19 protein-coding genes are annotated in these 23,194 nt (G+C 46.1%); 7 read left to right on the plus strand and 12 right to left on the minus strand.

What is annotated here, in order from left to right:
• Positions 1-2: 2 nt before the first annotated feature.
• Positions 3-650, minus strand: coding sequence for an ADP-ribose diphosphatase (nudF, locus tag C1S74_RS08845; protein ID WP_038866210.1), 648 nt, complete (start codon positions 648-650; stop codon positions 3-5).
• Between the two features lie 229 nt (positions 651-879).
• Between nudF and tolC the strand changes: the two genes are divergently transcribed.
• Positions 880-2,214, plus strand: a complete 1,335-nt coding sequence (gene tolC, locus C1S74_RS08850; RefSeq protein ID WP_045400399.1) for an outer membrane channel protein TolC — start codon at positions 880-882, stop codon at positions 2,212-2,214.
• Positions 2,215-2,527: 313 nt separating this feature from the next.
• Here the strand turns inward: tolC and hldE are convergent, their stop codons facing one another.
• The 3 genes from hldE to C1S74_RS08865 all read right to left on the minus strand — a co-directional run bounded on the left by hldE (position 2,528) and on the right by C1S74_RS08865 (position 8,254).
• Complete coding sequence (gene hldE / locus C1S74_RS08855) at positions 2,528-3,958, minus strand: bifunctional D-glycero-beta-D-manno-heptose-7-phosphate kinase/D-glycero-beta-D-manno-heptose 1-phosphate adenylyltransferase HldE (protein ID WP_045400401.1); 1,431 nt, start codon at positions 3,956-3,958, stop codon at positions 2,528-2,530.
• Positions 3,959-4,035: 77 nt separating this feature from the next.
• On the minus strand, positions 4,036-6,879 hold the full coding sequence (glnE, locus tag C1S74_RS08860; RefSeq protein ID WP_045400403.1) for a bifunctional [glutamate--ammonia ligase]-adenylyl-L-tyrosine phosphorylase/[glutamate--ammonia-ligase] adenylyltransferase: 2,844 nt from the start codon (positions 6,877-6,879) through the stop codon (positions 4,036-4,038).
• 118 nt (positions 6,880-6,997) lie between these two features.
• A complete protein-coding gene (locus C1S74_RS08865) occupies positions 6,998-8,254 on the minus strand; it encodes a methyl-accepting chemotaxis protein (protein ID WP_038866204.1) in 1,257 nt (418 codons plus the stop codon).
• A gap of 42 nt (positions 8,255-8,296) precedes the next feature.
• Here C1S74_RS08865 and C1S74_RS08870 point away from each other — a divergent pair, with 42 nt between their 5' ends.
• Positions 8,297-9,115 (plus strand): potassium channel family protein, encoded by an 819-nt coding sequence (locus C1S74_RS08870; RefSeq protein ID WP_045400406.1) that lies wholly within the window; start codon positions 8,297-8,299, stop codon positions 9,113-9,115.
• 31 nt (positions 9,116-9,146) lie between these two features.
• On the opposite strand, the gene C1S74_RS08875 is transcribed toward C1S74_RS08870, so the two are convergent.
• Positions 9,147-10,679 carry a CYTH and CHAD domain-containing protein gene (locus C1S74_RS08875; RefSeq protein ID WP_045400409.1) on the minus strand — a complete coding sequence of 511 codons (1,533 nt, stop codon included), beginning with the start codon at positions 10,677-10,679 and terminating at the stop codon, positions 9,147-9,149.
• 205 nt (positions 10,680-10,884) lie between these two features.
• Between C1S74_RS08875 and C1S74_RS08880 the strand changes: the two genes are divergently transcribed.
• From C1S74_RS08880 to C1S74_RS08890, 3 genes are all read left to right on the plus strand, one after another.
• On the plus strand, positions 10,885-11,565 hold the full coding sequence (locus tag C1S74_RS08880; RefSeq protein ID WP_038866436.1) for a TIGR00153 family protein: 681 nt from the start codon (positions 10,885-10,887) through the stop codon (positions 11,563-11,565).
• A gap of 130 nt (positions 11,566-11,695) precedes the next feature.
• Entirely contained in the window at positions 11,696-12,955 is a 1,260-nt protein-coding gene (locus C1S74_RS08885) for an inorganic phosphate transporter (RefSeq protein ID WP_038866198.1), read from the plus strand.
• A 178-nt stretch (positions 12,956-13,133) separates the two neighbouring features.
• Positions 13,134-13,745, plus strand: a complete 612-nt coding sequence (locus tag C1S74_RS08890) for a TIGR04211 family SH3 domain-containing protein (protein ID WP_045400412.1) — start codon at positions 13,134-13,136, stop codon at positions 13,743-13,745.
• An 81-nt stretch (positions 13,746-13,826) separates the two neighbouring features.
• Here the strand turns inward: C1S74_RS08890 and ggt are convergent, their stop codons facing one another.
• The 3 genes from ggt to C1S74_RS08905 form a co-directional block, all read right to left on the minus strand.
• On the minus strand, positions 13,827-15,557 hold the full coding sequence (gene ggt / locus C1S74_RS08895) for a gamma-glutamyltransferase (RefSeq protein ID WP_045400414.1): 1,731 nt from the start codon (positions 15,555-15,557) through the stop codon (positions 13,827-13,829).
• 279 nt (positions 15,558-15,836) lie between these two features.
• Positions 15,837-16,568 carry a general secretion pathway protein GspB gene (locus tag C1S74_RS08900; RefSeq protein ID WP_042605352.1) on the minus strand — a complete coding sequence of 244 codons (732 nt, stop codon included), beginning with the start codon at positions 16,566-16,568 and terminating at the stop codon, positions 15,837-15,839.
• Entirely contained in the window at positions 16,568-18,196 is a 1,629-nt protein-coding gene (locus C1S74_RS08905) for an ExeA family protein (protein ID WP_045400418.1), read from the minus strand. The genes C1S74_RS08900 and C1S74_RS08905 overlap by 1 nt, the downstream gene beginning before the upstream one ends.
• A gap of 148 nt (positions 18,197-18,344) precedes the next feature.
• Here C1S74_RS08905 and C1S74_RS08910 point away from each other — a divergent pair, with 148 nt between their 5' ends.
• Positions 18,345-19,565, plus strand: a complete 1,221-nt coding sequence (locus C1S74_RS08910) for a multifunctional CCA addition/repair protein (RefSeq protein ID WP_045400420.1) — start codon at positions 18,345-18,347, stop codon at positions 19,563-19,565.
• 70 nt (positions 19,566-19,635) lie between these two features.
• Here the strand turns inward: C1S74_RS08910 and C1S74_RS08915 are convergent, their stop codons facing one another.
• From C1S74_RS08915 to folB, 3 genes are read right to left on the minus strand one after another with little or no spacing between them, the layout of a single operon-like run.
• Positions 19,636-20,439 (minus strand): undecaprenyl-diphosphate phosphatase, encoded by an 804-nt coding sequence (locus C1S74_RS08915; protein WP_045400422.1) that lies wholly within the window; start codon positions 20,437-20,439, stop codon positions 19,636-19,638.
• Between the two features lie 15 nt (positions 20,440-20,454).
• Positions 20,455-20,937, minus strand: a complete 483-nt coding sequence (gene folK, locus C1S74_RS08920) for a 2-amino-4-hydroxy-6-hydroxymethyldihydropteridine diphosphokinase (RefSeq protein ID WP_038866185.1) — start codon at positions 20,935-20,937, stop codon at positions 20,455-20,457.
• Complete coding sequence (gene folB, locus C1S74_RS08925) at positions 20,934-21,293, minus strand: bifunctional dihydroneopterin aldolase/7,8-dihydroneopterin epimerase (protein WP_038866183.1); 360 nt, start codon at positions 21,291-21,293, stop codon at positions 20,934-20,936. Before folB ends, folK begins: the two co-directional genes overlap by 4 nt.
• A gap of 265 nt (positions 21,294-21,558) precedes the next feature.
• Between folB and plsY the strand changes: the two genes are divergently transcribed.
• Entirely contained in the window at positions 21,559-22,170 is a 612-nt protein-coding gene (gene plsY, locus C1S74_RS08930; RefSeq protein WP_038866181.1) for a glycerol-3-phosphate 1-O-acyltransferase PlsY, read from the plus strand.
• Positions 22,171-22,206: 36 nt separating this feature from the next.
• Here the strand turns inward: plsY and C1S74_RS08935 are convergent, their stop codons facing one another.
• Positions 22,207-23,022, minus strand: coding sequence for an alpha/beta fold hydrolase (locus C1S74_RS08935; RefSeq protein ID WP_045400424.1), 816 nt, complete (start codon positions 23,020-23,022; stop codon positions 22,207-22,209).
• Between the last annotated feature and the right edge of the window lie 172 nt (positions 23,023-23,194).

Consider the following 23,194-nt stretch of genomic DNA (forward strand, 5'->3'; position numbering starts at 1 on the left):
ACTTATTCTCCACCGATTGGGGAAACTCCCCATTGTGATTTCAATTCTTGATGGTTAAGTTGTAACCATTGCAATGCAATGATCGAAGCACCATTTTCGAATTTTCCATCCTTCACCCATTGATACGCAGTTTCGCGACTCAGTACATGAACACGAATATCTTCATTCTCATAGTCTAAACCATGAATGCCATGCGCTTTAGTTGCATCCACTTCTCCAATGAACACATCTAATTTTTCCGAGCACCCACCAGAAGAAGGGTAATAAGAAGTAACCGAAGTGACACGTCCCACTTGGATCCCTGCTTCCTCTTCTGCTTCTCGACGAATCACTTCTTCAGCGGACTCATCACGGTCTATCATTCCTGCAACAATTTCGAATTGCCAAGGAGATGAATGTTCCAATGCCCCAACTCGGATCTGTTCAATGATCACAACTTGATCAGTCACAGGATCATACGGGAGCATGGCAGCAGCATGACCACGTTCGAACATTTCTCGTTCGACAATCCCACTCCAACCACCAGCAAATAACCTATGCTTAAAACGGTATTTCACCATTTTAAAGAAACCTTTAAACACAGTTTCCTTTGAGATTATTTCCACATCTTGGGGAGTAAAATCATTTTGTTGCTTGTCACACTGTTGCATTCAACACCTCTCTGAGTGAATCTTGTAGTTTACTCATTGTTATTCGCTTGCTCAAAGGACTTGGCTCAACTTTTTGTACAATAGTTATAAATTATTTTAAGCCTTTCTCAAAAATTTATTGCACAGGTGGATAATTACGTGTAAAAAAGTGCAAAGTTTAGAGTAAATATCGTCCAAATTAAGTTAAACTACTGAGAATTAACCAATCTATTGACCGCGGGAATGGAAAATGAAAAAACTGCTTCCACTATTTATCAGTGCAGCGCTAGGCAGTATGAGCACAGCAGCATGGGCAGACTCCCTTGCTGAAATTTATGACTTAGCAAAACAAAATGACCCACAATTGCTCAGTGTAGCAGCGCAGCGTGATCAAGCTTTTGAAGCAATCAACTCTAGCCGCAGTGCCCTACTACCACAAATCAACTTAACCGCTGGTTATGACATTGCTCGTGGTGATACTGACTACGACCAGAATAGCGCAACAGTAAGAGATCGTAGCAACGACCAAAATGTTCTATCCGCCGGTGTTGGCTTTACACAAGAGCTGTACAACCGCGCGTCTTGGATCACTCTAGATACTGCTGAGAAAACAGCACGTCAATCGGATGCGACTTATGCAGCAACGCAACAAGGTTTGATCCTTCGCGTTTCTCAAGCTTACTTTGAAGTACTACGTGCGCAAGACAACCTTGTGTTTGTTCGTGCAGAGAAAGCTGCGGTTGGTCGCCAACTAGAGCAAACGAAACAACGTTTTGAAGTCGGCCTATCAGCAATTACTGACGTACACGACGCACAGGCACAGTTTGACGCAGTATTGGCGGACGAAGTTCTAGCAGAAAACGATCTGATCAACAGCTACGAGTCACTACGTGAAATCACAGGCCAAGAACACAAAAACCTAAATGTTCTTGATACTGCTCGTTTCTCGGCGAGCCGTCCAAGCACACCAGCTGAAACATTAGTTGAAGAAGCAAAAACAACCAACCTGAGCCTACTGTCAGCGCGTATCTCACAAGATATTGCTCGTGATAACATCTCGCTAGCAAGCTCTGGTCACCTACCGACACTATCGCTAGACGGTGGTTACAACTACTCTGACACAGCAGAAAGTACAGCTGACAACACAACCGATGGCTTTAACGTAGGCGTGAACCTAGCAGTGCCGCTATACACTGGTGGTCGTACGACATCTGAAGTGAAACAAGCAGAATACAACTATGTAGCGGCAAGTGAAAACCTTGAAGCTGAATACCGTAGTGTTGTGAAAGAAGTGCGTGCACAAAACAACAACATTAACGCCTCTATCGGCGCGCTAAAAGCGTACGAACAATCTGTGGTTTCTGCACAGTCTGCACTTGAAGCAACAGAAGCTGGTTTCGATGTTGGTACTCGTACTATCGTTGACGTGCTAGACGCAACTCGTCGTCTGTACGATGCAAACAAAAACCTCTCAGATGCACGTTACAACTACATTCTTGCAGGTCTTCAGCTACGCCAAGCAGTTGGTACGCTAAGTGAGCAAGATATCCTAGATGTAGACGCGGGCCTTAAGCCAGCAAAATAAACGTCTAAGTAACACGCAAAACGCCAGTTGATTTTCAACTGGCGTTTTTTTTGTTGGGGTAAGTAACCAAGCCAAGTGCGCTTTAGATCCCCTCCCCTTTCAAAGGGGAGGGTTAGGGAGGGGTTGCTTCTCGATCTAATTGACGACACTGGTTTTCAATCAGACCGAGCATTAACCCCCTCTAACTCCCCCTTGAAAAGGGGGAGGACTGGAATGCGTTTGTGGTTAGATTCACTCCTCTAAAAACAACAAAGGCCGCTTGAAAGCGACCTTTAACAATCAGTTTGTAGTAATCAGTTTGGCGAGCAAGGTATTAACCCTTACCACCTTTGATAGCGTTGATGATCTCGCTGGTTGAACAACCATCTTCAAAGTTCAGTACACGAACTTCACCGCCTGCAGCGATCACTTCTTTACCACCCGCGATCTCTTCTGGTTTGTAATCACCACCTTTCACCAATAAGCTAGGCAGCACTTCTGAGATCAAACGCTGTGGTGTGTCTTCACTGAACGGTACAACCCAATCAACCGCGCCAAGACCCGCCAAGACTGCCATACGACGATCAGTTGGGTTCACTGGACGACCTGGGCCTTTCAAGCGTTTCACTGAGTCATCAGTATTCACTGCAACGATTAGGCGGTCACCTAACTCAGCAGCATGATTTAGGTAAGAAACATGACCTGCGTGTAGAATGTCGAAACAACCATTGGTCATCACCACCTTCTCGCCTTTTGCACGTGCTTTCTTCACGGCGTCAATCAGCGCTTGCTCTGAAATCACACCGTAGTCTGTATCTTGACTGCCGTGAATAGCTTCAGCCAATTCAATCTCAGATAGTGTTGATGTACCTAATTTACCAACCACAACACCTGCGGCTGCGTTTGCTAGTGCACAAGCTTCTTCAAACGATTTACCAGCGGCTACCGATGCTGCTAATACAGAAATAACCGTATCGCCCGCACCCGTTACGTCATACACTTCTTTCGCTTGTGTCGGTAGGTGGAATGGCTCTGCACCACGGCGAATCAATGTCATGCCGTTTTCGCTGCGTGTCACCAACAGAGCTTCAAATTCGAACTCTTCAACTAAAGCTAGCGCTTTTTCTACTAACTCTTGGTCAGATTTCACTTTGCCCACAACGTCTTCAAACTCTTTCATGTTTGGAGTCAGAAGGGTTGCACCACGGTAGCGTTCGAAATCCGCCCCTTTAGGGTCAATAAATACGGGAATGTTTGCTGCGCGTGCTTTTTGGATGTACGCCTGTACATGCTCAAGCGAACCTTTTGCGTAGTCAGACATGATGACCGCTTTCACGCTTGGTAGCGCGGCTTCCATGCGAGACAATACAGGCTCTGCATCTGTGTTCTCGAACTTGTCTTCAAAATCCAAACGAATCAACTGTTGACCACGGCTCATGACACGCAGTTTGGTAATCGTTGGGTATTCAGGAAGCGCCACAAAGTCGCATTTTACTTTTAGCGAGTTCAGGGTTTCAGTCAGCACTTTCGCTGGCTCATCTATACCCGTTAGACCAACAATGTGAGCGTGACCGCCAAGTGAAGCAATATTCATTGCTACGTTCGCAGCACCACCCGGACGCTCTTCATTGTTTTCTACTTTCACAACAGGTACTGGCGCTTCAGGAGAAATACGTCCAGTCGGGCCATACCAGTAACGATCTAGCATGACATCGCCGATGATAAGCACACCAGCGCTGTTGTAATCAGGTAGAATTGGTTTCATTATTGGTCTCCAAAAATTAAATCGTGGTGAGTTTAACACAGCCTTTTTCTAGGCTGAACCTTGCACATGACTTCTGCTTAGGCAAACCATTGATTCCATGCTTGCTTCACCCACTCGCGCTCCGCAACAAACTTATCTTCCGCCACATCAGCATCCAAATTAAGTAAGTTACGGCGATGAATCTCATCACGCATCGATGTGTATGCGCGAGTTAACTGCATCGCTTGATTTTCTTCCATGACACCCTGAGCAATCAAGGTTTCAAAAATTCTTACGTTATCGCACCAACGTATTAGTTTAGGCTTACTGTGACTGTAGTTGAGCACAAGGTATTGAGCGAGGAATTCAATGTCGGTAATACCTCCCTTATCTTGCTTAAGCATAAAGCGCTCAGACTTTTTCCCGCCAAGGTGATCACGCATTTTTTCCCGCATATCGACCACCTGCTTCTTCAGCGTATCTTGGTCACGCGATTTACACAGCACATCATGGCGCGTGTTATGGAAAGCTACCGCTAATGGTTCATCACCATAAATCATGCGAGCACGTACTAACGCCTGATGTTCCCAAGTCCACGCATCTTGATGTTGATAATCGTCAAATGCATCGGTCGGGCTTACCAGTAATCCTGATGCGCCTGAAGGACGTAAGCGAGTATCCACTTCGTACAGAATGCCTGATGCAGTGCGGGTCGAGAAAATATGAATGATGCGTTGTGCCAAACGAAGGTAAAACTGACGACCATCGATTTCTTTCTTACCATCGGTATACACATTCACCGGACAATCGTGCATAAACACGATGTCGAGATCTGAGTTGTAGCCCAATTCCCAACCACCGACTTTCCCATAACCAATCACAGCAAAACCTTTACCTTCACGATCTTTCACGTGTGTTGGTTCACCATACTTTTCCGACACTTGTAGCCAAGCTTGGTTCACTACGGCTTCTACGATGGCTTCAGCTAAGTACGTTAAGTGGTCACTTACTTTCATCACTGGTAACACACCAGCAATATCTGCAGCAGCAATGCGGAGGATGCAAATCTGCTTGAACTGACGCAACGCCTCCATTTGCTGTTCCATATCATCCTCTGGAATACGAGCAAGGAAGTCGCGCAGCTCCGTTCGGTAGCTGTCGAGTGGGATTGGGTTATACAGGTGCTGAGGGTCGATCAGCTCATCAAGCAGTATTGGGTAACGCGATAGCTGCTCGGAAATCATCGGACTTGCAGTGCACAGACGCACCAATTGCACCAATGCTGCTGGGTGCTCATCCAGCAATTCTAAATACGTAGTGCGCGTGCAAATGTTATGCAGCAAATGCAGAACTCGTGGCAGACCAAACTGTGCATCAGGATGGGCGAACACCGCATCGAAGACTTTCGGCATTAACTTAGTTAAGACTTCACGCCCACGCGGGCCAAGCGTTTTTTTCGCTAAGTCTGCCTTAAACTGCATGATGGTTTTAGCAAGCGCTTCCGAGTTCTCCGTTTTGATGTCTTCTTGCAACACATGTTCAAGCACATCTTGCTTGGTCGCCATGTCCCAAAGTTCATGGAAATGACGTGCGATGGTTTCCGTCTCGTCCTCTTCGTCATCACCAATTAAGTTCTCAAACACCTTATGTACGTTAGCCATATGCTGTTGAGTTTGAGCCATCAAATCATCCCAAGCATCAAATCGCATCGCAATGGCCAGTTTTAGGCGTTCATCATCGCAATCAGGCAAGGTTTGGGTTTGTTTATCGGCCATCGCTTGCAGTAAGTTTTCCAGCTTACGTAAGTATTTATAGGCCGTTTCTAAATTCTCGACTTCTGATGGGGTCAACTGGCCTAATTCACCAATAGCATTCAAGGTTTCTAGTAAACCACGACCTCGCAGAGAAGGCTCTCGACCACCACGAATTAACTGGAATACTTGAGCAATAAACTCAATTTCACGAATGCCACCAGCGCCTAATTTAATGTTGTTACTCAAACCACGGCGACGTACTTCACTGCTGATCATCGATTTCATTCGACGCAGAGATTGAATCGCACTGAAGTCGATATAACGGCGGAACACAAATGGGCGCAGCATCTGGCGCAATTCTTGGTATTGCGGATACATTTCGCTGCCCATGACGCGTGCTTTGATCATCGCGTAACGTTCCCAATCGCGCCCTTGCTCTTGATAATAATCTTCGAGAGCTGCGTAGCTCATGACCAAGGGACCACTTTCACCAAACGGACGTAGACGCATGTCAACGCGGTAACAGAAACCATCAAAGGTTTGTTGGTCGAGCGCTTTAATGATGCGTTGGCCCAAACGGGTAAAGAACTGTGCATTGGCAATACTACGACGTGCACCTTGGGTCTCACCATTTTCTGGATAGGTGAAGATCAAGTCGATATCGGAAGAAAAGTTCAGCTCGCCACCACCCAACTTACCCATACCGATGATCAGCATAGGTTGCGCTTCGCCTTCGGCATTGGTTGGGGTTCCCCACTCATTGCAACAAATCTTATATTGCCATTGGTAGGTCTCGAAGATCATCGCTTCTGCCAACTGTGATAAGTGACTAAGTGACTCTTCTAGCGTCCAAGTGTGGGTGAAGTCTTTCCACGCAATGTAAACCATTTCACGGTTGCGAAATTGGCGCAGTACACGGTGTCCAGCCATTTCATCTTGGCATTCCGCCAAGAGCTTTGCGAGGCTTACACGATAGGTTTGTTGTCGACTGCTTTCTGCCAGCATGCTAGGTAAATCTTGCGCGAGTTTCTCATCACGATGAATCGCTTCGGTAATGAACTTACTTAACCCAGACACAAAACGAAATTGCTCAGCGAGCTCGGTTGGCCATTGTTGAACGTATCCCGCTTGTTCCGCATTTTGTACCGCAGAATCCGCGACAGAAATCAGTGACGAAGGCAGCTGCATTTTTCTTCCTTGTTTGAAAAGCACTGTGATTAGGTGTTATCACTTATTTATACCAGAGTTAGCACAAATAAAAACGCCCACAAAAGGTTTGTGGGCGTTTTATCAAAGCTTGTCAGACTTAGACTTGGAAGGATTTAATCTTCTCATCTAACTCTTCGGCATTACTTTGCATCATTTCAGACGTTTCCAGCAACTCCGTCACAACAACAACAGATGCTTCCACCAACTCACGAACGTTAGTGAGGTTTTGGCTCATTTCTTCTGCGACGCTACTTTGTTGGCCTGAAGCCGTCGCAATCTGGAAGTTCATGTCGTTGATTTGTGTCACTTGACCAACGATGCCATCCAGTTCAGAGCCTGCATTGGACACTAACTCAACCCCTTCTGCTGCTTCAACCACGCTCTTTTCCATCAATTCGACGGCAGATTCAGCACTCGATTGAAGCTGTGTGATCATTTCTTGAATTTCGACGGTCGCTTGTTGTGTACGCTGGGCAAGGTTACGAACCTCATCCGCAACCACAGCAAAGCCTCGACCTGCTTCACCTGCACGCGCCGCTTCAATCGCTGCGTTCAATGCCAGTAAGTTAGTTTGTTCTGAGATGCCTTGAATGGTCCCTACTACACTACCAATCGCTTCTACGCGTTCTTCTACTTGGTTAACGGCACTTGCAGAAGACGCGATATCGGAAGAGAGTTCACTCATTTTAGACACGGTTTTTTGCAAGAACTGCTGGCCAGTCACCGCTTGAGTTGAAGCTTGCTCGGTTAAAGTTGACGCAGTTTGCGCATGTTCAGCTACAGTTTGTACGGTTGAAGACATCTCGCTCATGGCCGTCGCAAGCTGGTCGATTTCATTAAACTCTTCTTGTGCTGACTCTTTCGTCTCGGACATGCTCAATGTCATCACCTCTGTGAGGGTAGAAAGCTCTTCCGAAGAGTTGATCTGCATTTGAATGACATCATGCAGTTGGCGACGAGTGGTCTCAAGTTCACGAGCCACATCGCCGTATTCGTCTTTACAATCCATTCCAAAAGGAACAGAAAGGTTCTTACTTGCCATTAATTTGATGGCTTCATTAAGGTATTGCGTCTGACGCAACATCACGCGCGCAGCGGCCAGCAGTAGTACCACAAACACCACAATTAAGATCGCCGTTTGCCAAGCAACTTGAGTGAGATACGCTTCATAATGCTGCTGGGCAACTTGTTCGTTCTGAGTTGCCGCTAGTAATGAATCGTAGAATGTGCTCGCGTCCCACAGTTGCTTCGCCACAATTAGGATGGTGCTAAATACCATCAACATGACCATTTTCGGAACGAGCTTGATGTCGGATATCACCCTTTCCCACGGCTTAAATGCCAGCTTTTCCATTGTCAGTTCTCCACCGAGTCTTATATAGTCTTACTTATAGTTATGCGCGCACTTAACGTTGCCTGCGCGATTTATTTCGAGCTTCGTATGAAAAACCATGATATCAAAGACAGCACCAAACCGATGGGGCTGCTATCACTAATATTGTCCTTTATGGCACTATTTGTGATCTCTGGCCTGTTGTTTTTCCCGCTTGATAACGAAACCCGTCAAGTTCTTATCGGTCTGGATTTTATAATCTGTAGTATTTTTCTATTACAGCTCACCATAGATTTGATCCGGGCCACAGATCGCAGGTCATTTCTTAAGCATCACTGGATCGATTTTGTGGCGAGTATCCCAATGGTTGAGCCTTTACGCTTCGCTCGACTGTTTCATATCTTGCGTGTCATTTTGGTCTTACGCTCTTCAAAGTTCATTCTTTTACAGCTCAAGCAAAACCGCCGAGAAACCACTCTAGCCTCTATCTTATTGCTAATGGTGGTTCTGATAACTCTTGGTTCCAGTGCCATGTTGTTTATTGAAGGACAAAGCCCAGAGGCAAACATCCAAACGGGAACTGATGCATTGTGGTGGGCATTTGTGACCATTTCGACAGTTGGTTATGGTGACCATTATCCGGTGACGACAGGCGGCAAACTGCTGGCTGTAATGGTCATCATCTGTGGTGTCGGTATCTTCGGTATGATTTCTGGTTTGATTACATCGATTCTGACTGCGCCAACCAGACAGCAAGATCATCGCTCAAAAAATAAAGAAAAGCTGTTAAAGCAGGTGCTAGACAGACAAGAGCAGATTTTGAACCGGCTACAAGTGATTGAAGAAGAACTTCAAGAACAAAAGCAGCAGACAAAAAAGTAGGACCCTAAGGTCCTATTTTTATTGTTTGATCTTACTCTTGCCAGTAGGGCTCAACTTCCACGCTGATGGCTCGCGTCTGATCCATCGCGTGCAAGATAGAACGCTCTTGACGATGTAACCAACGTTCCAGTTGCTCTTGCTCTTCCCCTTCTAACATACCAACCAATGGCAATAGATGGTTCAACATCAGCAAGTCATCAATACCATGCACTAAATCAGCCCATGGCAGTCGGAAACTATTACGTTCTTCCGAATCGTACAAACTCGCAAAGCCGATGCCCGTATAGAGATTTCGTAATAGACGGTAACGTTGATCAACGTATTCTTGTCCTGACAACTGACGCTCCGCTGGGAATGCTTCCATCAGCTCCGCCCAAGTGCGATCCAATTGCGTGACAGAAAACGGCTGGATATTCGCAGACATTTTTTCACGAGCTTTGTCGTCTAAGAAAGGTTGCCAACCACGAGTGAGAATCCAACGGCTCAAATCCAATAGCAGACCGGTGTAACGTGCCGAACTGAGGAGTTGAAGGGTCTCTTCACGGCCTGGTAGCTCTTCTAGTTGCTGCGTCAACTCAGAAACTAAGAACTTACGAGCATCCAGTTTACGTAACACATTACCTTTATCATCTAAAAGCTCTTCTAAATGCGCGTGCTCGTCTAGCCACTCTAGCTCTTCTTCCAACCATTTTAGTTCTTGGCGTAAAATCGCACTGGCGCGACGCGGCACCATACCACCAAAGATAGTCAGAGTCTGACGAATAAAACGAATTGAATTACCAATTTCGCGCAGAGCCTCAACACTGTCTCTTTCAGTAAAAATTTGCTCATGGTAATGCCAATGAGAAAGCGCATGCTCTAACGAGTTAATAAAGCAGTACTCTACGGTATCTGTCTTACTACTATCGACTAAAGACAAAGGCTTTACTTCATCCCCTGCATAGCCACTCGCCAAGCGGTAACCTTTTGCGGCTTTGCTCAGGTTACCCAAGCGCATACCGCCGGCTTCACACAGGCTACGAGCAAGAGTAAACAGTGCATCGGTTTGACCTGATTTCAATTCCAGTTCAACTTCGCAAATAGGATCTTGTTTCTCTTCCCCTTCGGTATCAACAGCAATTACAGCACCTTGGTCAAAAGCCACTTCGATTTGACTGCCATCAGGCATACCAATCAGCCACTGTTCACGAGTGAAGTTGGTAGAAAATAGAGGGGTCAGTTCTGATTGTAGCGTCGCAACGTCTTTACCTACTGGCCAAATGTCAGAAGGGTGAAGCGTGAGTTCTGGCTCATTACTGGTGTGCTCAGCATTGTATTCTGGTCTTTGATGAAGGCCCGCTACAACGCGTCCTGCTGTTTTTACAGTTTGGACAAAAACGTCATCAAAACGGCGAATTCTTAAACCAATGTCGTGCTGCCTTAACCATTTATCAGCGGTATCAAAATAGGTGTTACCCAAGTCACGACAACTGTGCTGAAGTACCTTTGTTTCAGAAATTTTTGCTCTTAAAGTTTCTGAAAATTCAGGAGAAACAAAAAACTTCAGTTCTATCTCGGTTTCCATAGCTATACCTTTCAAAGCAGATAGAAACAGGATATTGCCTAATTTCTCACACGGCAAGAAAGAAATATCACCGGAATGATGATCTAAAACAGTTTTAAAGAGTGATTTAATGCGTTACCATGCGCGCCTTTATAGCCATCGTTCAACATTTCGCCAAGAAATGGTGTATGTTTTTTTAAGGTTATAGCTATTAGGTTGAATGACCATGCCAGTAAATACAATTATGGGGTTATTTGCAAAGTCCCCAATTAAGCCTTTGCAACGCCACGTTGTCTGTGTCAACGAATGTTGTTCACACTTGGTTAAGTTCTTTGAAGTGTCTTCAAAGGGTGACTGGGAAAAAGCAGCAGAAATTCGCGCTCAAATTTCTCACCTAGAGAAAGAAGCAGACGTTCTGAAACGTGAAATCCGTCTAAAACTGCCTCGCGGTTTGTTCATGCCAGTCGATCGTACTGACATGCTTGAGCTTCTGACTCAACAGGACAAACTTGCTAACCTGGCAAAAGACATTGCTGGCCGTGTATATGGCCGTCAACTTGTCATTCCAGAGGCTCTCCAATCAAATTTCCTCGCTTACGTTCAACGATGTCTTGATGCGGCTGACCAAGCGCAAAAAGTGATCAATGAACTTGATGAACTTCTTGAAACTGGCTTTAAAGGCCGTGAAGTAACGCTAGTTGCTGAAATGATTAATCAACTAGATGTTATCGAAGATGACACCGATGCCATGCAGATTGAATTACGCCAACAATTGATGGCGATTGAACCTGACATGAACCCTATCGACGTCATGTTCTTGTACAAGATTCTTGAATGGGTAGGTGGTATTGCCGACCAAGCGCAGCGCGTAGGTGCTCGTTTGGAAGTCATGCTATCTCGATCTTAAATCATAAGTTAACGACATAACGAAGAGCATTACGAATGCAAGTCAGATGGACGATGACGAGATTCACCGTCTTATGGGCTGACGCGCGCAAAATTTTGCTCCGCTTGTTATAAAACAACTAGGTATTACGATGGATATCCTCGCTAACTACGGCACTGTCCTGATTATTGTTGCAGCAGCTTTCGGTTTCTTGATGGCTATTGGTATTGGTGCGAATGACGTTGCGAACGCAATGGGCACCTCAGTCGGCTCGAAAGCGCTAACCGTTAAACAAGCGATCATTATCGCAATGATCTTTGAATTTGCGGGTGCATACCTTGCAGGTGGTGAAGTTACCGATACGATCCGTAAAGGTGTTATCGAAACCTCTCTATTCGCACATCAACCTGATGTTCTTGTATTTGGCATGATGTCTGCGCTTCTAGCGGCTGGCACATGGCTACTACTTGCGTCATACATGGGTTGGCCTGTTTCTACGACTCACTCGATCATCGGTGCAATCATCGGTTTCGCATGTGTGTCTGTAGGTACTGAAGCGGTTGACTGGGCAAGTGTTCAAGGCATTGTTGGTAGCTGGATTATTACGCCGGTTATCTCAGGTTTCTTTGCTTACGTTATCTTTGTCAGTGCCCAACGCCTGATTTTTGATACTGAGAACCCACTATTCAACGCAAAACGTTTCGTTCCAGTTTACATGTTCATCACGACAATGGTGATTGCACTTGTAACCATCAAAAAAGGTCTGAAACACGTTGGCCTTCACCTAAGTAACGGTGAAGCATGGATGTGGGCAGCGGTAATCTCAGCAGCAGTAATGGCTGGCGGTTACTTCTACATTCAGAAGAAATTCGCGAACCGTGAAGAAGACCACGGCTTCGCAGGTGTTGAAGGTATCTTCTCTGTACTGATGGTTATCACTGCGTGTGCGATGGCATTTGCACACGGTTCTAACGACGTAGCGAACGCGATCGGTCCACTGTCTGCGGTTGTTTCAACGGTTGAGCACATGGGTGAAATCACCGGTAAGAGCACCATCGCATGGTGGATTCTTCCTCTAGGTGGTTTTGGTATCGTAGTTGGTCTTGCGACACTTGGTCACAAAGTAATGGCAACCGTTGGTACAGGCATCACTGAACTAACACCAAGCCGTGGTTTTGCTGCGCAGCTTGCTACAGCATGTACGGTTGTTCTAGCGTCAGGTACTGGTCTACCTATTTCAACGACTCAGACACTGGTTGGTGCGGTTCTAGGTGTTGGTTTCGCTCGCGGTATCGCAGCACTAAACCTAGGCGTAGTACGTAACATCGTTGCTTCATGGATCGTTACCCTACCAGCAGGCGCACTATTGGCAGTCGTATTCTTCTACGGCATCCAAGCGATGTTCTCGTAAGACAGACCGTCAATAGATTGTAAGCGCTTTGTCATTATTGACTCAAACGCACAGAAAGGGAGGCTTTGCCTCCCTTCTTTGTTGCACCGAAGTTTGAAACTGCATAATATTCGTCTATTTCCGGCTCCAATCATTCGGTGCCAAAGCTGTATCCAAGAAAATCGTTAAGGGATTTATTGTGAAAAAACTATTCATCACGGTTTTGTTTACTTTGCTAGCAGCGCCAGCGGCACTAGCGGCAGACCGTTATATTTCTGATGACCTATTCACTTTTATGCACTCTGGTCCAAACAACACTTACCGCATTATGGGTAGTGTTAACGCAGGCTCTAAAGTACAACTGCTGCAAGCAAATAAAGACACAGGTTACACACAGATTCGAGACGACCGCGGCCGCACTGGTTGGGTGCAAAGCAAGTTCGTCACAAACCAAGAGAGCATGGCAATTCGTATGCCTCGCATTGAGAAAGAACTGAAAGAAGTGAAGTCTCAACTTGCGAACGCTCGTCAAAACTCAGACACAGAGAAAGCGGGCCTAGTGACGTCACTAGAAACGCGTAACCAGCAAATCTCTGACCTTGAGAAGAAATACTCAGAGATCAGTGACCAACTGACTTCTATAGAAACAGAGAACCGTGAGCTTCGCGCTAAGCTAGACACCCAAAAAGACGACATGCTACTTAAGTACTTCACTTACGGTGGTGGTGTTGCAGGTCTTGGTTTGCTGTTTGGTTTGATTCTTCCGCATATCATGCCACGCAGAAAGAAATCACCAGCAGGTTGGGCATAATCGCTTTCAGCTAAACGGATAAAGAAAAGCCAGTCGTACTCGACTGGCTTTTTTGTTGGCTTCGTTTAACGAGATACCTTGTTACTCACCCATTGAACTGGATGCTCGTCGTCTGTCCGTTGCGCCGTAAATCTTGCCATCCTTAACTTCAATCGCGTTCAACCCACTCACCACAGGTATTACGTGGACTGGGTAACCTAATTCCATGAACTCCGGAACGAGCATTTCTGCAAAGGTCTTCTTCTCCACCAACAAGCCAGTCGGATCGTAGGGCTTAGTTCGGTCAATCTTGGTGCCGTATTGAATATTCGGTAGATCAATCGCCTCCTGCGCAGACAAGTTCCAGTCGAGAACCCCTACAAGGGTCTTTAAAACATAACCTGGGATTTGCGAACTGCCAGGAGAGCCCACAACCAAACGTAAGTCATTGCTGCTGTCCATGACCATTAAAGGCGTGATGGCTGATCGCGGGCGTTTACCTGCCTCAATGGCATTTTGCGTCGGTTTACCATCGACTGTTGGCATGGGAGAGAAGTTTGCCATTTGCGCATTCAAAATCACGCCATCGACCATCACACCCGCTCCCATTCCAGTCCCAACGGTACTGGTCATCGCAATGGCATTGCCCTCTTTATCAATGATGGAAATATGCCCGGTATCTTTGCTCTCAAAGCCTTGGTATTGCGCATACTGCATTGGCGTTACCTGCCCAGCTTTAGGACTATCTTTTGCCACACCATAATCAGGAATCAATTCTCGTCTTTCATCGAGATAATCGTTATCTAACAGTTGCTCAATCGGAGTCTCTATATAATCAGGGTCACCGGCGTAAGCGATGCGATCGGCTTTTGCAACACGCATTGCCTCCGTCATCAAACGCCAAGGTTCAACATCTGTTTTCGCCATTTGAGAGAGACCATAAGGTTCAAGCAACTTAAGGCTTTGTGCGACCATCACTCCACCAGAAGCCGGATAACCAAATGACACAACCTTATTACCTCGATACTCGGTCTCAATGATGTCACGTTGCTTAACTTGGTAGTTTTTGAAGTCCGACAAAGACAGCTTCTCATGTCGGTCGCCAATACGGCTGTTGACTGTCTCAACGATGTGCTTACCAAACTCACCGCCATAGAGGTATTCATCACCTTGTCGAGCGATCTGTTTTAGCGTTTCGACCATCTTAGGGTTCTTCATCAACGTGCCTGTCGGCTTAATCTCATCACCTTGCCAATACAGTGCTTTTATCTCAGGGTCTTGTCTCAACCGCGCTTGCTCGCGTACGACAATATCGTAGGTGTAGCTGTTCATAGCATAACCTTCGCTTGCCAATTCAATTGCAGGCTTCATCAATTCAGACCACGCAAGCTTGCCGTATTGCTCGTGTGTGGAATAGAGCAATCGTAAGGTTCCCGGAACGGCAATAGAACGAGGGCCAAGAATGTCATTGCGGCTGAGTACTTCTCCGTTTTCTACAAACATATTCGGGTTCGCACTAGAAGGCGCTTCATCTCGACCATCAAGCGCAAGAAACTGTTGCTTATCGTGCTGGTAAAACAAAGCAAATGTACCGCCACCGATACCTGTCATATCCGGTTCAACGACCGACATCACCATCTGCATCGCCACCATGGCATCAACCGCGTTACCGCCTTGCTTCAATATCTTGTAACCAGTACTGCTCACATAAGGATTGGTTGCGCTTACCATAAAATGCTCACCAGTATTATCTGGCGTAATCGGAAAAGGTTCAGGCTTTGCGGCATAGCTCACCGCGGCAACCAAGCTCAAAGAAAAAGTAAGAATACGCATACGTTCCGTATAGACTCCTGTAATTTTATAGAGGTCTAACGTTGACCAAATGCTTATTGCCAAGTTCGTCAATATGGTGTTTTTTTACACAACCCTGACCCGATAGGCATGATCAATCCATCAGCAATATCGAAGCCCTTTTAAGCACTGGTGTAAGGTATATTTTGTTTCTTTGACGGTTTGGAAATCATTAACCAAACCAATAGGGAGAAGCTTGTAGAAGAGACAAAAAAGCCAGCGAATAACTTCACTGGCTTCTATTAGATTCGGGTTAGATCGTTACCCTTTCCATTCATATAATGCAGGAATTCGGATCTGTTCCCCTTGGAACTCGACGATCACCGCTTGTGGTTGGATCTCTTTTAACGTGATTTGACCATCCACCACATCACCTTGGTGGTATTCAACGTTATTGATCTTCACCCAACGTCGCTTAGTATCGCTTGAATACATGTGCGTTTGTAAATTCAATGCAGGCAAGCGGCCATGCCATTGGCGTGCATCATGCTCAAGATCGTTCATCTGAGCTTCTGAGCGCGTAGGCTGATCATTGTTCGCCATCGCATTTTCAACTTTCATCGCTAAATCAGGAGACAACGAAGACAAGTCGAGATCATCTAACGACAGTCCGAGATCATCCTGCCCAACTTTCGTTTGCGAAGTCTGTTTTGTTTTCTCTGGCACAGAAAGTAATGATTGCTCACCCGGCACTGATTCATTACTCACATAATCTTGCCCGACAAAGGTACCCATACTTCTCGATAACTCTGCGCTTGGCCACTCACGTTGCAACTGAGCAAGCTGAGTCACCTCAGGGTAGTCAAGCGTTTCAAAGTTTGGTCTTAACTTAACAGGCTCAGGAGCTTGAACTGGCACTTGAACCGTCATCGGCTCTTGGGCAACCCTGGGGGCTTGCATTTCTGGCGTCAAAAGGTCCATATACCAAGCGACGCCAACAGCGGTTAGGCTTACAGGCAGTAGAAAAAGCCCAATGTGTTTCATCATCGGCATTATGCTTCCTCCTCATTGATTTGCGCTAAGGCTGGAGCATCAGGTTGCGCGCTTTGTTGTAAGCGCTCTAATGTACGTTGACCTGCAATGCCATCCACACCAATGCCTTGCCAGCGCTGGAAGAGTTCCACACGCTCTTTCATTGCACCATCATAAATGTCTGTACTTAGTGGTTGTTCATTTACCGCTTCTGCCAGCAACTTGTCCAACACTTCAATTGCAGGCCCTTCCATATCAAGACGCAGAGTATCTTTTAGAGGCGCTTGCCATAACTCGATGATATTGCCCTGCCACAGTGGTTTTAGCCACGATATAGGTAGGCGTAGGCGCTCCTTACCATTGAGCACTTCCACCTTACCGTCACCAATCGCATACAAAATGACGTAACCCACTTCCCCTTGATAATTCAGTTCTAATATCACTGGACGATTCTGCTGAACCAATAACGGCCATGTTGCCATCTTTCGCTCACAACGCATTGTTGATTGTGGCTCAGATAAACAAAGATTGTCGCGAACTGAAGCGCGGTAGCCCCATAGTTTGTAAAGATCGTTAACGGCTAAATTTGATTGGGTTTGTGCTAACAGTTGTTCACGCTGTTCATTGGTCAATTGCTCATTAAAAATTGGGGCAACAACCGCTGGTTGTATTGGCGTGTGAGCAGCAACCGTAGGTACAGTATTTGTTGGCACCTTCATAGGCATATTGTGCGTCACTGCCCAACCAACCCCTAATGCCGCAAACACACCAATGGCAACCGAGCCCCATGCAGGCCATTCAAAGCTACGGCGAATTGGCTTATCCTGCTGATAAATCTCGGCTTGGAACTGCATCACCTCTTCACACGCTTGATGTACTGTCTGTCGATCAACGACTACATTGCCCTTGTAGTAACTCATGTTCAGTGACTTATCACACACAAGGTTGATAAGGCGTGGAATGCCATGGCTATACTTGGCAATCAGCTTAGTCGAACTGCGATCGAACAACTGCTGGTCACCACCTGCGGTATGCAAACGAAACGCAATGTAGTCAGCGGTTTCCTTTTCATCCAACGGCAATAAGTGATAACGACCAGTAATACGCTGTGCAAGCTGACGTAGCTGCGTCGTTTGCAGCAAGCGTTGTAGCTCTGGCTGGCCAACCAAGAGCACTTTAAGCAGCTTTCTGGTGTCCGTTTCTAAGTTGGTAAGTAGACGCAACTGCTCAAGAACATCAGCGGCGAGGTGCTGCGCCTCATCAATCACTAATAACGTCGTCCAACCTAATTTATGGTTACGCAGCAAGTACTCATGAATCGCTTGGTTAAGCTGCTTGAGCGTCGCATCTTGCGGATAAGTCACTTTGAACTCATCACAAATAGCCTCAAGCAAGTCTCGGCTAGAAAAGGTGGGATTAAGAATCAAGCCTGCTTTGGTGTTCTCATCCAAATTCGCCAACATGGCTTTCGCGACGGTGGTTTTGCCTGTCCCTACTTCGCCTGTCAGCATGGCAAAACCACCACCATCGCCTAACCCCGCCTGAAGATGCGTGATCGCCTCTTTATGACGTTGGCTCAGATACAGATAACGCGAGTTTGGAACAATCGAAAATGGCAGTTCAACAAACCCGAAAAAGTCCTTATACATTAGGATCTCCAGCTAAAACCCTCCCGCAATCAAATCGGGATATTCCTTATTAGACTTAAACAAAGCGCTAAGTTCTTTTAGATGTGAAGAAAAGTACCATTGCTTGCTACAATGTCCAACGTCATATCCATAAATTAAGAGGTAATCCGTGCAAGTTTATTTAGTTGGTGGTGCAGTTCGAGATCATTTGCTCGGAATCGACAGTTATGACAAAGATTGGGTGGTTGTCGGCTCGACACCAGAAATGATGCAAAGCCAAGGCTACACGGCTGTCGGGAAAGACTTTCCTGTGTTTCTTCATCCCAAGACTAAAGAAGAGTACGCCCTTGCACGAACCGAAAGAAAATCTGGCGCGGGTTACACTGGCTTTGAATGTTTCTTTGATCAAAGCGTCACGCTAGAAGAAGACCTTATCCGACGAGATCTCACCATCAACGCCATGGCGATGGATAATGACGGCAATCTATATGATCCTTATGGTGGCCAACAAGATTTGCAGGCGAAAGTGCTACGTCATGTATCGGAAGCTTTTGTTGAAGACCCTCTACGTGTTCTGCGTGTGGCTCGTTTCGCGGCGAAGTTGGCGCATTTGGGCTTTAGCGTGGCAGAGGAAACCATCCAACTAATGCGCGAGATCGCAGAATCTGGCGAGTTGAGCACCCTTACTCCAGAACGTGTTTGGCAAGAATGGCATAAGTCGCTTTCTACTTCCCGCCCAGACGTATTCTTATCTGTTTTAAGAGAGTGCGGTGCGTTAGCCATCGTCCTGCCAGAAATTGATGTCCTGTTTGGCGTACCTCAGCCAGAAAAGTGGCATCCAGAAATCGATACAGGTATTCACACTCTTATGGTGGCCGAGCAAGCAGCAAAGCTGAGTGATTCATTGCCGGTTCGATTTGCTGCACAAGTACATGATTTAGGCAAAGGCGTCACGCCAGAAAGCGAATGGCCGAGTCACAAAATGCATTGTCACACGGGTTTAAAGTTGATTAAAAAGCTGTGTGCTCGCGTGCGCGTTCCTAATGAATTTCGTGACTTGGCATTAATGGTCTGTGAGCAACACTCTAACATCCACCGAGCCGCCGAGCTTAAACCACAAACCATCATAAAAATCCTCAACAAGTTTGATGTGTGGCGTAAGTCAGAACGTTTGCAAGATATTTTAATCTGTTGCCAAGCCGATCATGCAGGTCGAAAAGGCTTAGAAGACCGACCTTACCCGCAAGCAGAGCTGTTTATGCAAGCTTACCAAGCTGCGGCATCTGTCGACGTACAAGCTATCATTAAAGACGGCTTCAAAGGCCCAACTATTCGCGATGAACAAGAGAAGCGCCGCGTTGAAGCAGTAAGAGTTACGCTAGGAAAATAAGCCGATAGGTACATAACGAACAAACAAAAACGCCCGCTATAGAAAGCGGGCGTTTTCATTCGGATTGGGTTTAAGTCGTCAGCAAGAAAGCAAACAAGCCAAAACCTAGAATCAGACGGTAGATAACGAATGGTGTCATGCCCATGCGTGAAATCATCTTCAAGAAGAAGTGGATACAAATATACGCACTGATAAATGAAGTCACGATACCCGTAAGTAAGAAGCCAACATGCACAGGTTCGCCGCTGGTTACTAACTTCATCCCTAAGTAGCCACCAGCCAAAGTGATGATTGGTATCGACATTAAGAATGAGAAACGAGCCGCCGCTTCACGGGTAAAGCCTAAGTAAAGCGCCGCGGTGATGGTTGCACCAGAGCGTGAAGTACCAGGGATCATCGCAAGTGCTTGAGCAATACCAATAAACAGTGCTTTCTTCCAACCCGTTTGGTATTCATCCGCGATTTGCTCTGCGTTCTTATCCACCCACCACAGCAACAAACCAAAGATGATCGTCGTCGTCGCGATCACATAAGCACTGCGTAGGTAAATCTCAATGATGTCTTTCATCAATAGACCGAAGACACATGCCGGGATCGTCGCCAATACAATCATCCAAGCTAATTTGGCTTCTTTGCTGCGGTCGCCTTTAAAGATCGAGGCAAACAACGCTTGGAATAGCGTGATCACTTCTTGGCGGAAATAAATCACCACAGCCATCAACGTACCAACGTGAACGGCAACATCAAATGCTAAACCTTGGTCTTCCCAACCAAATATAGCGGAAGGTAAAATCAAATGAGCAGAGCTGGAAATTGGTAAAAACTCTGTCAGACCCTGAATCAGAGCCAAAATAAAGGCTTCAAAGTAACTCATGTAAACAACTCAAAATTAAAGTGAAAAAGAAACGGGTTTGAGTGAATCAACGGGCTGCATCGCCTGCCAAATATCAGCGACAGTACGCCCATCGCCGGGGATCACTAGATGAGGTTCGAGATCATACAGGGGCTTTGTTACAAAAGGATATTTGTAGATATCACTGCGAGGTAACTCAGGTTTTTGTTGCGAAATGCACTCACCGAACAAGACTATATCGAGATCTAAGGTTCGATCCTGATACTTTTGCGCATTTTCCTCACGACCCCACTTAAACTCAATCTCGCGTAGATGCTGACTCAACTCTTCGAGTGACAACTCCGTAAAAAAACTAATCACGAAGTTGTAGAAGTTCTGACTGCTAAAGCCAATTGGCTCGCATTCATATATCGGTGATACGTGGAGATCCGTTCCAAGTTGCTGCAACTCTTGAAAAGCCGCCAACGAATGCCGCTCCCTATCTATGTTGGTACCGACACCGATATAAGCTTTTATCATGCCTGGCCTCGCTCAATCACAACGCCTACCGCGCGTGCTTGAGGAACGGCACCAGGTTTTGCCAAACGAATTTTTACCCAAGGCACAGAGAAGCGCTGCATGATGATGTCAGCCACTTCTTCTGCCACTCGTTCAACCAGAAGGAAACGACCATTTTCGATGTGATTAAGCACCGCTTCACTTACCTGCGAGTAGTCCAATGCGTCTTGAACATCATCACTTTTACCCGCCGGTTTATTGTCGTGCGCCATTTCGATATCCAGAACCAGCTTTTGCTTAATTTGCTGTTCCCAATCGTAAACGCCGATGGTGGTGATTACTTCTAGTTGTTCAATAAAAACTTTATCCAGAGCCATCTTATGTCCTTCTTTTACAGAGGTCGGATACCCGATACGGGCAATTTGATCGTACTATTCTATACCCAAGCAACCTACTGCGGCCTTTAACCACGTCAATTGGTGGCAAAAGTCACTTGGGTATAAACTGCGAAGACTCTTTATATACAAGAAATCCCATAATGCAAGCTCTATCGCAGAGAGTATTTTTGCTCAAAGCCGAATCGCGGTATGATAGCAACTACTCAGGAACTGAGCATTAAATTCCAATCCATCAAGGACTTCTATGGACGCACTGGCACTGATAATGACAATGGCCGCCTATTTGCTGGGATCGATCTCCAGTGCGGTACTCATTTGTCGTTTGTTAAGGCTGCCAGACCCTCGTAAAGTTGGCTCTAATAACCCTGGTGCAACCAATGTGTTACGCATTGGCGGCAAAGGGGCTGCCGTAGCCGTTTTACTCTGTGACATGCTCAAAGGCACCATACCAGTTTGGGGAGGGTACTTCCTCGGTATCGATCCGATCATTCTTGGTGTCATCGCGATTGCAGCCTGTCTCGGCCATATGTACCCAATATTCTTCCACTTTAAAGGGGGGAAAGGCGTCGCAACAGCACTTGGTGCAATCGCCCCTATCGGTCTGGATTTAACCGGTCTTGTTATGCTGACATGGCTGGGGATCGCCGTCTTGTTCCGCTACTCTTCTTTAGCTGCCTTAGTCACCGTTTTAGTGACACCGTTTTACACTTGGATGTTCAAACCTCAATACACCTTACCTGTAGCAATGTTGTGCTGTTTAATCGTCTTTAAACACCATCAAAACATCCGCCGATTACTCTCTGGCGAAGAACCAAAGATTGGTGAGAAGAAACTGATAGAAAAAAACTCGGCCTAAAACCGAGTTTTCTGTATCTAAATATGGCTTGAAAATCTAAGCGTGCACTTTATTTAAGAAGTCTAACAGCATCTGGTTAACGAACTCAGGTTGCTCCAATGAGCTAATGTGCCCTGCTTCTGGGATCTCAATCAATTGGCTACCCGTAATACAGTCGTTCATCAAGTAAGATTCAAACACCGGGCGAGGCTTATCTTCACGGCCGACGGCAATCAAGGTTGGCAAAGCGAACATTTCTGAATCTTCAATCACATCACGGCGGCCAAACACCATACGCCCAACACGAGCAACTTCGACTGCACGCTCACCTTGTAGAGCTTCAAGACTTTGTTTGAATGAAGCGACTAGCTCAGGGTTTACTTGCTCGGCATTATTGGCAAAAAACAGCGGAGTGACAGCCTCAATAATTGGCGCTGGTACAGCTTGCACTTGGTTAATCGTATCTAACATCGCAAAGTACTTCTTGTGCGTCACTTCAGGTTCAAGCCCAATGAAGGTATCCATCAACACCAATGACTTCACACGCTGCGGAGCTTGAGCAGTCAGCTCTGCACCCCACATGCCGCCAACAGACAAACCAACAATAGAGAACTGTTCGATCTCCAAATGATCCATCAATGCCAGCATGTGCTGAGCGTAATCCACCAAAGAACGGGTTGAAGCTGGTGCAGCATCTGACTCACCGTGTGCCCAAAGATCTGGCACAATACAACGGTATGACTGGCTTAGCACCTCAATCTGCGGAGCCCACATTTGGCAATCCCACAAATAACTGTGTCCAAATAGCAACACAGGGCCTTCCCCTTTATCTAAGTAAGCAAGTTTCTGACCTTCAATTTCAAACTTATTCATTGTTATATCCATTTATTATTCTTGCACATCATCCTATCACTGAAACGATATAGAACTGCTCGCATCAGTCAGGCTTTAACATTAATTACGCAAAGCCTTTCAGTCCAATAGGTAAAAATAAAGGCCTCTTATAAGCAGAGACCTTTATCGTGGTGAATCTATTTCAAACCTT

The organism is Vibrio hyugaensis, from assembly GCF_002906655.1.
GTDB classification, from domain to species: Bacteria; Pseudomonadota; Gammaproteobacteria; order Enterobacterales; family Vibrionaceae; genus Vibrio; species Vibrio hyugaensis.